The 12471-nt window shown below is 45.6% G+C and carries 13 protein-coding genes and 1 riboswitch; of the genes, 10 read left to right on the top strand and 3 right to left on the bottom strand.

The features are described 5' to 3' along the window. The first annotated feature begins 49 nt into the window (after positions 1–49). Positions 50–379 carry a CHY zinc finger protein gene (locus P8596_RS23335; protein WP_254652678.1) on the top strand — a complete coding sequence of 110 codons (330 nt, stop codon included), beginning with the start codon at positions 50–52 and terminating at the stop codon, positions 377–379. A 9-nt stretch (positions 380–388) separates the two neighbouring features. Continuing rightward, on the top strand, positions 389–1360 hold the full coding sequence (msrA, locus tag P8596_RS23330) for a peptide-methionine (S)-S-oxide reductase MsrA (RefSeq protein ID WP_279725392.1): 972 nt from the start codon (positions 389–391) through the stop codon (positions 1358–1360). A 112-nt stretch (positions 1361–1472) separates the two neighbouring features. Here msrA and P8596_RS23325 read toward each other — a convergent pair whose 3' ends face one another. From P8596_RS23325 to P8596_RS23315, 3 genes are all read right to left on the bottom strand, one after another. Then, on the bottom strand, positions 1473–1607 hold the full coding sequence (locus P8596_RS23325; protein WP_256503940.1) for a hypothetical protein: 135 nt from the start codon (positions 1605–1607) through the stop codon (positions 1473–1475). A 147-nt stretch (positions 1608–1754) separates the two neighbouring features. Further along, entirely contained in the window at positions 1755–3311 is a 1557-nt protein-coding gene (locus tag P8596_RS23320) for an FAD-dependent oxidoreductase (protein WP_279725390.1), read from the bottom strand. 114 nt (positions 3312–3425) lie between these two features. After that, on the bottom strand, positions 3426–4286 hold the full coding sequence (locus P8596_RS23315; protein WP_061811026.1) for a bifunctional 5,10-methylenetetrahydrofolate dehydrogenase/5,10-methenyltetrahydrofolate cyclohydrolase: 861 nt from the start codon (positions 4284–4286) through the stop codon (positions 3426–3428). Positions 4287–4326: 40 nt separating this feature from the next. Continuing rightward, a riboswitch (ZMP/ZTP riboswitch) is annotated at positions 4327–4423 on the bottom strand. A gap of 196 nt (positions 4424–4619) precedes the next feature. On the opposite strand from P8596_RS23315, the gene P8596_RS23310 reads away from it, so the two are divergent. The 8 genes from P8596_RS23310 (at position 4620) to P8596_RS23275 (ending at position 12202) form a co-directional block, all read left to right on the top strand. Continuing rightward, on the top strand, positions 4620–5351 hold the full coding sequence (locus P8596_RS23310; RefSeq protein WP_279725389.1) for an SDR family NAD(P)-dependent oxidoreductase: 732 nt from the start codon (positions 4620–4622) through the stop codon (positions 5349–5351). Continuing rightward, a complete protein-coding gene (locus P8596_RS23305) occupies positions 5348–6361 on the top strand; it encodes an S-adenosylmethionine:tRNA ribosyltransferase-isomerase (RefSeq protein ID WP_279725387.1) in 1014 nt (337 codons plus the stop codon). Before P8596_RS23310 ends, P8596_RS23305 begins: the two co-directional genes overlap by 4 nt. Before the next feature lie 11 nt (positions 6362–6372). After that, positions 6373–6726, top strand: a complete 354-nt coding sequence (locus P8596_RS23300) for a VOC family protein (protein ID WP_061811029.1) — start codon at positions 6373–6375, stop codon at positions 6724–6726. Positions 6727–6841: 115 nt separating this feature from the next. After that, on the top strand, positions 6842–7486 hold the full coding sequence (locus P8596_RS23295) for a YczE/YyaS/YitT family protein (protein WP_061811030.1): 645 nt from the start codon (positions 6842–6844) through the stop codon (positions 7484–7486). Positions 7487–7735: 249 nt separating this feature from the next. Further along, positions 7736–8431 carry a DNA alkylation repair protein gene (locus P8596_RS23290; RefSeq protein ID WP_279725385.1) on the top strand — a complete coding sequence of 232 codons (696 nt, stop codon included), beginning with the start codon at positions 7736–7738 and terminating at the stop codon, positions 8429–8431. A gap of 113 nt (positions 8432–8544) precedes the next feature. Next, entirely contained in the window at positions 8545–9723 is a 1179-nt protein-coding gene (locus tag P8596_RS23285) for a MalY/PatB family protein (protein WP_061811032.1), read from the top strand. A 256-nt stretch (positions 9724–9979) separates the two neighbouring features. Next, a complete protein-coding gene (locus P8596_RS23280) occupies positions 9980–11170 on the top strand; it encodes a glycine C-acetyltransferase (RefSeq protein WP_034764965.1) in 1191 nt (396 codons plus the stop codon). 90 nt (positions 11171–11260) lie between these two features. Continuing rightward, positions 11261–12202 (top strand): L-threonine 3-dehydrogenase, encoded by a 942-nt coding sequence (locus tag P8596_RS23275; RefSeq protein ID WP_279725383.1) that lies wholly within the window; start codon positions 11261–11263, stop codon positions 12200–12202. Positions 12203–12471 lie beyond the last annotated feature (269 nt).

The following is a 12471-nucleotide window of genomic DNA, read 5'->3' as shown; positions in this document are numbered from 1 at the left end:
GATTTTTATAGGAATATAAACAAAGAATAACAGTGGGGAGGAAATGATCATGACTGAAAAGCTGATCCCGGTATCCGGCGTAGAAGTGGATTCTAAAACAAAATGTAAGCATTATCGAACGTCAAAGGATATCATCGCCATTAAATTCAAATGCTGTAACACCTATTATCCTTGCCACTCATGTCACAAAGAAGTGGCGGATCATGATCCCATCCTCTGGTCACCGGAAGAGTGGAATACGAAAGCGATTCTGTGCGGAGAATGCCATAACGAGTTAACGATTTTACAATACATGAATTGCCAATCGGTCTGCCCCCATTGTCAGTCCGCTTTTAATCCCGGATGTCAGACCCATTACCACCTGTACTTTGAAGGGTGATCGACAGCAATGTTTCACGTGAAACGAAGGAGGTGTTTTGAAATGGAGAAAGCCACGTTTGCAGGAGGCTGTTTCTGGTGTATGGTGGAACCCTTTGAGAATCAGGAAGGAATCGAAGAGATCATTTCAGGCTATACAGGAGGGCGGACTCCCGATCCTACCTATAAAGAAGTGATCTCAGGCGAAACGGGTCATTATGAAGCAGTGCAGATCCTATTTGATCCTGCCTTATTTCCGTATGAGAAACTCCTGGACTTTTACTGGAGACAAATCGACCCAACCGATCCTGAAGGCCAATTCAAAGATCGGGGAAGCTCATACCGGACAGCGATCTTTTATCACAATGATCATCAAAAAAGGCTTGCCGTAGACTCTAAAAGTGAATTGGAGAAGAGTGGACGGTTTGCAGACCCTATTGTGACCGAAATCCTCCCCGCAAAGGAATTTTATCCTGCGGAAGACTATCATCAGGATTTCCACAAGAAAAACGCTTTCCGATATACGCTATACAAACGCAGCAGGGAGGATTTCCTGAAGAAATATTGGCCTAAGGATCGATCATATTTAAAAGAACAGCTGACAGAGATGCAATATTTCGTCACCCAGGAAAATGGGACTGAGCCACCATATGAAAACGAGTTCTGGAATAACACGAGAGAAGGAATATACGTGGATATTGTGTCAGGGGAACCCCTCTTCACGTCGAAAGACCAGTATGACAGCGGCTGTGGATGGCCCAGCTTTACAAAGCCGGTCATGGACGCAAGCGTCAGCGAACGATACGATCTCTCCCATCGGACTACCCGGGTGGAAGTCAGGAGCAGGGAAGCGGATTCCCATCTTGGCCATGTCTTTCCGGACGGACCGGGTCCCAAAGAACTTCGTTACTGTATCAACTCTGCCTCTTTGCGGTTTATTCCTAAAGAAAAGCTTGAAGAGGAAGGATATGGCGATTTTCTGTTATTGTTTCAACGTAAATAAAGACATGCCTGCCTCCCAGGTTAGCTTAAGAGGATCCTCATTGTACAAAGCACAACCGGAAGCAGACGATGTCCCGTTGCTTCCGGTTGTGTTGTATTTATGACGGATGTTCCTATTCTTGTGGTCGGTTTTTCTTGGCGTTTTCCTGCCCGGTTGTAAATTCGACTAATTCGGAACTCGTGCGATTTCCTCTTTTAGCATTCGTGTTGCTTTGAGCATTGCGGTTTCCTTTTTTCGTGCGTCCCATTCAGAATCCCTCCCTAAATAGTCAAGCATCTATAGTTTAAGGAGTTACGCAGGAAATATTCTTCTGTCTCATGCGACAAAATATGTCAGATACCTTGGTTTTTCAGTTTATTTCCCAGGCTATATTCGACAAAAAACCACATATACTCTAGAGGTCCGTCCCTCCATCGTTCACGTCAAACCTTGTGAGGGGTTTCTTGGCAGGGCCTTCGATGACGTCTCCGTCAATGGAGAAGCGTGAGCCGTGACAAGGGCAGTCCCAGGTGTGGTCTCCGTGATTCCACTCGGTTTCGCATCCGAGATGGGTACATGTAGTGTCCACGACATGCAGGTTTCCGTTTTCATCCCGGAATCCTCCACATCGGCGCCCGTTCAAATTGACGACATCGCCTTCCCCTTTCTCAAGGTCCTCGGGCTTTTTAGATGGAATTTGGAGTTTTCCTTTCATGAGCTCGCCGGCTACATTGAGATTCTCCTTGAAAAAATGCTTGATACTTGGGTCAGCCACAAATCTCGAAGGTGAGTAGATGTCTGCATAAATGTGATGATTTCCTAAGATCTGGTCAGAGAGAATCTGGCCGGCTAGAGTACCGGAAGTCATTCCCCACTTATTAAAGCCAGTTGCGACAAAAATCGATGCGTGCTTTTCTGTCAGCTTTCCGATATAGGGCACTTTATCAAGGGTGATCAAGTCCTGAGCGGACCAGCGATACTTTATTTCCTCTACACCGACAACCTCTTCCCCGAATGCCTCGAGTGCCCTGTAGTGGTCCATCGTATCTTTTCCTTGCCCCGTCTTATGCTTATCCCCGCCGATCAGGATGAGTTTTTCACCGTTTTCATCCACTTCATAACGGAGGGAACGAGTTGGTTCGTCTGCGCTGATATACATGCCTCCCGGATAATCCTTCTTGGCTTTCACACCGATGATGTACGAGCGTTCTGCATGCATTTTCGTAAAATAGAATCCCATGCCATCATAAAAGGGGAAGTGGGAGCAGATGACCACATATTCACTATCGAGATGATAACCATCAGAGGTCACAACCTGCGTGCTATCTCCTTCATTGATCGTCTTGGCAGCCGTTCCTTCATAGATTTGGCCTCCCAATCCCGTATAAGAATCGATTAAGGCTTTTAAATACTTCAAGGGATGAAATTGAGCCTGTTTTTTCATCATCACCGCTTTTTTGATGTCCAGGTCGAAGGGGATAGTTTCTGTCAGCTCACCTGAAATATCCAACTTCTGATACGCTTCATATTCCTTTTCGATCTTCTCAGCATATTGGTCGGTCGTTGCATACACATAGGCGTCTTCTTCTGAAAAATGACAGTCGATGTTTTCGTTGTGAATGGTGTCCTTGATGAACTGGATAGCCTTTGATTGGGACAGATAATATTTCCTTGCGAACTCTTCCCCAAAGTGTTGGATGAGTTCATCATAAATCAATCCGTGCTGTGCCGAAATTTTGGCGGTTGTATGACCTGTCGTGCCGTTCAATACGTGATCGGCGTCTATGAGGGCAACCTTCTTCCCGCCTTTTGCCAACAGGTAAGCAGTGGTGATCCCTGCTATCCCACCTCCGACAACGGTTACGTCCACTTTCAGATTTTGATCCAGCTTTTTAAATACAGGGAGTTTAGTCGTTTCTCTCCAGTAAGGCTCCGGTGTGTGGGAAAATGCATTTTGTTGATGTGTATCCATATGAACGCTCCTTTAGCTTTCTATTCCTTACCATTCTCTCCCGATTTGAAGAAAAAATAAGTAAGAACAAAGAAAAAAAGAGACCGGCTAAAGCCAGTCTCTCATGGAGCGTTTTTATGAATTCTGCAGAATACGGGCATCTTTCTCTGCAGATTCAACGGTTTGTTTTAGTAGCATGGAAATCGTGACAGGACCGACTCCGCCTGGAACGGGTGTGATAGCACTTGCCTTTTCATAGCACGCATCATAATCGATGTCCCCGACGTTCCCCTTGTTGTAGCCGGCATCAAGGACAACAGCACCTTCTTTTACCCATTCCCCTTGAATGAAGTTCGGTTTGCCTACAGCTGCCACGACAATGTCGGCAGTACTCAAAAGGTCAGGGAGATTTTCCGTATAGGAATGACATGTCGTTACGGTCGCATTCCGATTCAATAACATCATGGAAACGGGTTTACCAAGGATCGGACTCCTTCCAACCACGACGGCGTGTTTCCCTTCAAGGGAGACTCCGTAGTAATCGATGATGCTCATGATGGCTGCCGGGGTGCAGGATGGATATTCACCGAACCCCAATGAATTTTGACCGAACCCGAGGCTCGTGACCCCGTCCACATCCTTTTCAATGGAAATGGCTTCAAAGGCAGCACGTTCGTCGATATGATGAGGTACCGGGTGCTGTAAGAGAATCCCATGTACGGAAGAGTCGTCATTCAGCTCCCCGATCACGTCAAGCAGTTCTTCTGTTGTCGTTTCTCTTGAAAGGTGGATGCGTCTTGATTCCATGCCGATCTTCGCACAGGCATTACCCTTCATCTTGACGTACGTGGCAGAAGATGGATCATCTCCCACGAGCACCGTTGCAAGACACGGAGTGATTCCCTTCTCCTTTAGTGCAGCTACTCTTGATTTCAGGCTTTCCTTAATTTCAGATGCAACAAGTTTCCCGTCTAATACTAGTGGTTCCACTGCAATCCCTCCTGATAGTAGTAAAAAAAGGCAAGGGTATCCCCTTGCCTTCTGCCCAGGCGAACGGCTAATGGCTCATGTTTTGTAAAATTCGCAGCTCCCTCGTGGTTGATTCCACATTTTCGCCAGTCACTGCTCTAATTATCTTCAAATTCATTGTAACACGAATATAAAGTATATTTCCAGTGTTAATGTTCGTGTTTTTTGCTGGGATACATCAAAAGGCTGAGAATGTGCTACATCTAATTTTCTATAAGGTTCAACCCCAAATAGACGATTTTTTGCCTTTGATTATTTCATACAATTTGAATAACAAGAGAAATGAAAGGGGTATGGAGTATGTTCAAACAAAAAATCGTCATGATAACGGGTGCTTCAAAGGGACTTGGGAAGGCTTTGGCTTTGAAGTTTGCAGAAGAAGGGGCAAAGGTGGCCATCTGTGCAAGAAACGTCGGTCCACTAAAGGAAGTTGAAGAAGAACTGAGGGCATTGGGGGCTGAAGTGGTGGCTTGTGAGGCAGATGTTTCGAATGCACGGGATGTTGATCGCTTCGTGTCGGTAACAGAGGAAGTGTGGGGGAGTGTGGATGTCCTGATAAATAATGCTTCTGTGTTTGGGCCGGGACCACGCCTGTTGGCGGATTATCCCAAGGAAGAGTTTATGGAGGTGCTCAGGATCAATACGTTGAACCCATTTTTAGTAACGAAACGGGTTCTCCCCGGTATGATCAGCAGGGGGACGGGGTCCATCATAAATATAACGTCAGAAGCGGGCCGAACAGGCTTCGGGGAATGGGGAGCGTATGGGATTTCGAAATTCGCGGTGGAGGGACTGACTCAAACGTGGGCTGATGAGCTTGACGGGACGGGTGTGCGGGTGAATATGGTGGATCCGGGTGAGATGGACACGGAAATGCACGACAAGGCGGTACCCGAATGTGATTATCCCCTTGCGAATCCACACGATCACCTTGATGTTTTTCTTTACCTCGCATCTGATGCTTCGACCAAGGAAAATGGTCAGAGATTTGAAGCACAGGAATATCAAGGGAAAGCGAGGGAGGAGGCATGAATGAACGTTCCTTTCAAATCCCTTCCCGTTTAAACGCGACGACACCCATCGAGCTTCAGGGGCTTGAAAGGGATGACGTAAAGCTGATGGTGCTGGACCGTGAGTACGGTAAGTGTGAACATACTGTATTTAAAAAGCTGCCTGATTTTTTACATGAGGGGGATGTGCTTGTTTTTAATAATAGCAGAACCCTTCCCGCTTCACTCAAAGGGAAGCAGGGAAACCGGAATGTCCTCGTTCGCCTTTCGAGGAAACGAAGTGGTAACACGTGGGATGCCCTCATCCTTGGGGACGTCCATCAAGCGGGGGAACCGATTGATTTTCCAGGAGGGGCATCTGGGCGCATAAAGGGTCCAGGAAGTGAAAGCCCACTTGTACAGCTTGAGTTCAACAAGGGTGACAGTGAACTGATGGACTTCATTTTCAAATACGGCGAGCCCATCCGTTATGAATACATCTCGGAGCCCTGGCCCCTGGATTATTACCAGAATGTTTATGGATCGGTACCGGGATCGGTTGAAATTGCCTCCGCCGGAAGGGCTTTTACGTGGAGGTTATTACAAGCCTTAAAGGAAAAAGGGGTGGGCATTGTGTTCATCCAGCTCCACGCAGGTTTAAGTTATTATGGGAATGATCGTTGGCCGATGCCAAAGCACCACCCCGAAGACTATCGGGTGACTCCTGAAGCGGTTAACGAGATCCTCCACGCAAAGAATCGGGGGAAAAGGGTCATTGCAGTGGGCACGACGGTGGTACGGGCACTTGAGACGATCATGACGCAGCACGGGCAGCTGCAGCCTACTGAAGGTGTTACCAATCTGTATATAACCGGCGATACATCCCTCCAAATCGTAGACGGCCTCATTACAGGGCTACACGAACCGGAAGCGAGTCATTTGAATCTATTAAAGGCGTTCATGTCCGAGGACAAATTGCGTCATGCCTATCAAACGGCCCTGGCAAAGAACTATAAATGGCATGAATTCGGGGATATGAATATCATATTGTAAGGAGAATAGATATGAGACTTCATCACATTGGGATGAATGTAAAGAGCCTGGAGAGGTCAAAGGAATTTTATCAATCCCACTTTGGCTTTAAGGAAGAAATGGTTTTTAAGTGGGGAAGTGAGAACATCATGTTTCTGAAAAAATGGGATTGCCGGTTGGAGCTCATAGAGGAATCCGTAGAGGGTGGCTCAACCTGTGCATTCCTTCATATCGCATTGGAAGCCGACGACCTTGAAAAGGAAGTTGAATCCGTAAAAGAGAAGGGGCTGGTGCCTGTGGAAGGCCCTCTTCTTCTTGAAAATGGATGGAAAGTGGCTTTTTTCTTTGGTCCCGATGGAGAAATCATTGAGTTGATTGAAGAGTAGAAGGTGATTTATCCCCACCAAACCCATAGGCTTTATGAAATTTTTTTGTCCGGAAATCTGTGATACAGTTATCCGGGTAATAAATGAACTGACTATGGTGTAGGAAGGGATTTTCATGAATAAAGAAAAGAGTTTACGCTGGTCATTTTTCTTTGTGGGACTGCTCGTGCTGTCGTTTGGCATCAGCTTGACGATCAAAGGGAAAGACCTTGGAATCGGACCTTGGGATGTATTCCATTATGGGTTATTCAAGCAGCTTGGTCTGACGATCGGGACGTGGTCCATCATTGTGGGCTTCATCATCCTGTTTGTGACAGGTCTTGGGACCAGGTCATTTCCTAAAGCCGGTGCTTTTATCAATATGCTGTTAATTGGCATTTTCATAGATGTATTCAATTTTATACTGCCTGACCCGCATTCTTTCCTAGCGCAGACCATCGTGTTTGCCATTGGGATCGTAGTGATCGGGTATGGAATCGGTCTGTACGTATCAGCGGACCTCGGAGCGGGACCGCGGGATAGTCTCATGCTGCTGGTCGTTGAGAAAACGGGTTGGAAAGTTCAATGGGTCCGGAATGGAATGGAAATCATCGTGTTCTTCTTTGGTTGGTTATTGGGTGGTCCTGTCGGGATCGGTACAGTTATCATCGCCTTGGGACTCGGTTCCATCGTTGGATTTTCATTGCCTCAAAGCAAAAAGCTGTTACACTTTCTCATTGCAAGACAGATGACTAAACGAGACAATCCTTTAGCAAGCTAAGGGTTGTCTTTTTTTACAGCCTAAAAGGGATTTCAAACGATCATCCAGAAGTATGAATAGAGTTCTGGTATTCGGGATCTATTATGTGAGAAGGAATGGGTGGGAGTATGAAAGAGCTTGTAGACTATTGTTATCTCTGTCAAAAGCCCCTCTATTGTTTGGACGGTTTCTTTAACGGTGTTCAAATGGGGGATGGAAAGAGTTGTTGTTTTGAATGTGAGGAACGGAGTCAAAGGGAGGAGACGTTACATGAGTCATGAGTATGCTAATAAACTGATTACCCTATTGAACGATCATCAAAACAGTGAAAACAGGGAAGCCATGGAAGCGTATATGAGAAATCAATTTGAGTTCTTTGGCATCAGGAGTCCGGAACGCACTGTCTTGCTCCGTGATTTTCTGAAGGAGAACGGTAAGCCGCCTATTGAAGAATTGCCTGATATTGTCCGTTCTCTCTGGTCCTGCCCTCAGCGGGAATGTCAATACGCCGCTCTCGGCCTGATCGATAAACAAGCAAGATACTTAACAAAAGAGCATCTTCCCCTTTTGGAAGAAATGATTGTAACGAAATCCTGGTGGGATACGATTGATCATATCGCACCTAATCATGTAGGGAAAATCTATCAAAAAGAAGAAGATGACACATACTTAGAGAAATGGATTCAATCAGATAATATGTGGTTGAATCGCATCGCCATACTCCATCAATTGAAATATAAAGAAAAAACCGATGAGGCGCGCCTTTTCAGATATATCAACATGCACCGTCAATCCAATGAATTCTTTATCCAAAAGGCCATTGGCTGGGCCCTGAGGGAGTATTCAAAAACGAATCCCGAATCGGTGAAACGTTTCATCGCTTCAGAGGAGCTGGCTCCACTCAGCATTCGGGAAGGATTGAAGCATGTGAATCGAAAAGCTAAGGTGGAGAAAACGGGAAAGTAGCAAGGGGTCATGAAAAGAGATAAGGGGAATTTCCTATTTATTTTTCAGGTATTCACCCAGGCCCCAATCTAGTATAAAGTAAAGAAAGATAGATTTGAGAGGGGCATTGGGATATGAACTGGAATGATTGCATCGAAAGAACGAATACACACTCCGTTAAATGGTCGTTTCCAAAAGGGGATGTGATCCCTATGTGTATAGCAGATATGGACTTCCAGGTTTCTTCTGCCATTGTGGAAGCAATGAACAAGAAGGCCCGGCACGGCATTTACGGCTATACGACATTTAGCGATCGATACTTTGAGTCCATTATGTCATGGTGGAAAAGGCGTTTCCAGATGGATATTAAGAAAGAATGGATCAGCTTCAGTCCCGGGATCATTCCCGGAATCAATGTACTGTTGTCCGTTCTGACTGAGCCTGGAGACGGTGTCATCATTCAGGATCCGGTTTATTATCCTTTCTATAGCACGATTGAGAATCACGGCTGTTCGGTGGTGAAGAATACGTTACTCTACAAAGATGGCGTGTATTCCATCGATTTCGACGATCTGGAAGAGAAAGCGAGCCGGTCAAGAACCAAGATCCTTATCCTTTGCAGCCCGCATAATCCTGTCGGTCGGGTGTGGACGGATGAGGAACTGTTGAAAATCGGTGATATCGCCAAACGTCATGATTTATGGATCATCTCTGACGAAATGCACGGTGATTTAGTGTATGAAGGATTTGAACATATTCCTCTCTTTAAAGTGGATGAGAGTCTGCTTAAGAGAAGCATAGTATGTGCCGCTCCAAGTAAAACATTTAACATAGCGGGGCTGCAAACCTCCATCCTCCTTATCCCGAATGAAGAGGTAAGGGAAAGGTATCAGGACAAGCTCACCGGCTTTGGACTGATGCGCCCGAATGTGTTCGGGATCGAAGGCACCATCGCGGCATATGAGGAAGGGGAACCATGGCTGAATGAGCTCCTGATGGTGTTGGAAGAGAATAAACAGTATGTTCATAACTATCTGGATCAGCATCTGCCGGAACTCCGGGCCATCCAGCCACAGGCCACCCATCTGATCTGGATCGACTGCTCAGATCTCGACATGCAGGGGGATGAGCTTTGCAGATTCTTCCTGGAAAAAGCACGGGTCAAATTTGACGAAGGCTTCAAATTCGGAGAAAGCGGCCAATCCTTCGTCCGGATGAACATCGCCTGCCCTAAAGAACGGGTCGACCTTGCCCTGAGAAGAATGCACGAAGCCATACTCGAACACCGGGTAAAAAGCAGGATAAGTAAATAACAAACGTGGATGAACAGAAGTGACGGCTTTTGTTCATCTTTTATTTTTTCCCCAAATAAAATCAACTAACTTAAACCATTAAGGGAACACTACTATTAAACCGAAATCTGAAGATATTTTTTGTCCATCACAAAAAAACATGTTAAACTATAAAATAGAACAATCCTTAGAAAACACAAAGAATCAACTGATAAATAATGTATTTTTGGAGTGGACATTTGTTTTTAAAACGCTTACATAACAGGAGGACGAGTATATGACAAGCAAGACATTAGATCACTTTCTACAAGAAAATCTTGAAGATTTAAAATCACGCGGTTTGTATAATGAAATCGATCCATTGCAAGGTGCAAATGGACCGGTGATCACCATTAACGGGAAAAAGCTCGTGAACCTTTCTTCTAATAACTATCTTGGACTCGCTACAGATGAACGTCTGAAAAAGGTAGCGATTGAAGCGGTGAAAGAATATGGTGTGGGAGCAGGAGCGGTCCGTACGATCAACGGTACGCTGGATCTTCACGTGAAGCTTGAGGAAAAGCTTGCGAAATTCAAAGGAACAGAAGCGGCGATTGCGTATCAATCCGGTTTCAACTGTAATATGGCGGCTATTTCAGCGGTAATGGACAAAAATGATGCCATCCTTTCAGATGAACTGAATCACGCATCCATCATTGACGGATGCCGTCTATCAAAAGCCAAGATCATCCGTTTTGGTCATTCCGATATGGAAGATCTTCGTGCAAAAGCGAAAGAAGCGAAGGAATCCGGTCAATACAACAAAATCATGATCATCACAGACGGCGTATTTTCCATGGACGGGGATGTATGTAAGCTTCCTGAAATCGTTGAGATCGCTGAAGAGTTCGATATCATGACGTATGTAGACGATGCCCACGGTTCCGGTGTCCTTGGAAAAGGTGCAGGGACAGTCAAGCACTTTGGTCTGTCTGATAAAGTCGACTTCCAAATGGGTACGTTATCGAAAGCGATCGGGGTAGTCGGCGGATATGTGGCCGGAACACAAAACCTGATCGATTGGTTAAAGGTCCGTTCCCGTCCATTCCTATTCTCTACATCCTTGACACCTGCAGATGTGACCGCTTGTACGGAAGCACTTGATCTGATCATGAATTCCACAGAACTACAGGATAATATGTGGGAAAACAGCCGTTATTTGAAAGAAGAGCTGACGAAGCTTGGATTCGATATCGGAAACAGTGAAACACCTATCACACCTGTCATCATCGGTGAGGAGCAGGCAACGCAGAACTTCAGTAAGCGTCTGTATGAAGAAGGGGTTTATGCTAAATCCATCGTGTTCCCGACTGTACCAAGGGGAACAGGCCGTGTTAGAAACATGCCTTCCGCTGCACATACGAAGGAAATGCTTGATCAGGCGATTGCAGCGTATGAGAAAGTCGGAAAAGAAATGGGTATTATCTAATCAAACAGTACAAATCGTATAGGGTGCGACTTACATAGCCGGCCCTCTATGTTTACGATATCACCAAAGGTAAATGCAGGAGGAAAGACGATGAAAAAGATTTTAGTAACGGGTGCACTTGGACAAATCGGCTCCGAGCTCACCAATAGAATGCGCGAAGTATACGGTTCGGATAACGTCATTGCAACGGATATCCGTGAAACCGATAGTCCGGTCGTGAAAAATGGACCGTTTGAACAACTTGACGTCACCAATGGCGAAAAAATGTTTGATATTGCTAAAACACATAAAGTGGATACGGTCATTCACCTGGCCGCTCTCTTATCCGCGACTGCAGAAGCGAAGCCGCTGCTTGCATGGAACCTGAACATGGGCGGACTTGTGAATGCCCTTGAGACATCAAGAGAATTAGGCTGCCAATTCTTCACACCGAGTTCCATCGGAGCATTCGGTCCATCTACACCGAAGGATTCAACGCCTCAGGATACGATCATGCGCCCTACGACCATGTACGGAGTGAACAAAGTATCAGGTGAGCTTCTTTCAGATTACTACTTCACGAAATTCGGAGTGGATACAAGAGGATTGCGTTTCCCTGGACTGATTTCATATGAAACCCTCCCAGGTGGTGGAACGACGGACTATGCGGTAGAAATCTACTACGAAGCGATCAAAAATAATGAGTATACTTCCTATATTGGTGAGGGTACTTACATGGATATGATGTATATGCCCGATGCCCTTAATGCGATCATCGACCTGATGGAAGCGGACGGTTCAAAGCTTAAGCACCGTAATTCCTTCAACGTGTCAGCCATGAGCGTGGCGCCTGAAGACATCGCCGGGGCGATCCGCGTTCACCAGCCGGACTTCAAACTGGATTATAACGTTGATCCCGTTCGCCAAAGCATTGCAGAGAGCTGGCCAAACGCCATCGATTCCAGTGCAGCCATGAACGAATGGGGCTTTAAAGCGGAATACGATTTAGCCAAGATGACGGCAGATATGCTGAATAAATTAAAAACGAAGTAAGTTTAAGGATCCCTCTGCAGGTCAGAGGGACCCTTTTTTTATGTTCCACAGAGTTTAATATGCGACAAAAAATGACATTTATTGACGGGGACATGATATACTTCAATTAACAGAAAAAAGAAATTCAACAGAAACAGTATGAAATGTCAATAATAAAAGGTTTCTTATAAATGGGATGGTGGTACATATGAACTATATAACATGCAGGCTACCAACCTTTAGATTTTACAGACGTTGAATTGCACCGATACAACCTATAAATCATTGAA

The sequence above is a fragment of the Rossellomorea sp. DA94 genome (assembly GCF_029834455.1).
Classification (GTDB): Bacteria; Bacillota; Bacilli; order Bacillales; family Bacillaceae_B; genus Rossellomorea; species Rossellomorea vietnamensis.
The sequence above is the reverse complement of the archived record's forward strand: the minus strand, read 5'-3'. Positions and strand labels throughout refer to the sequence as shown.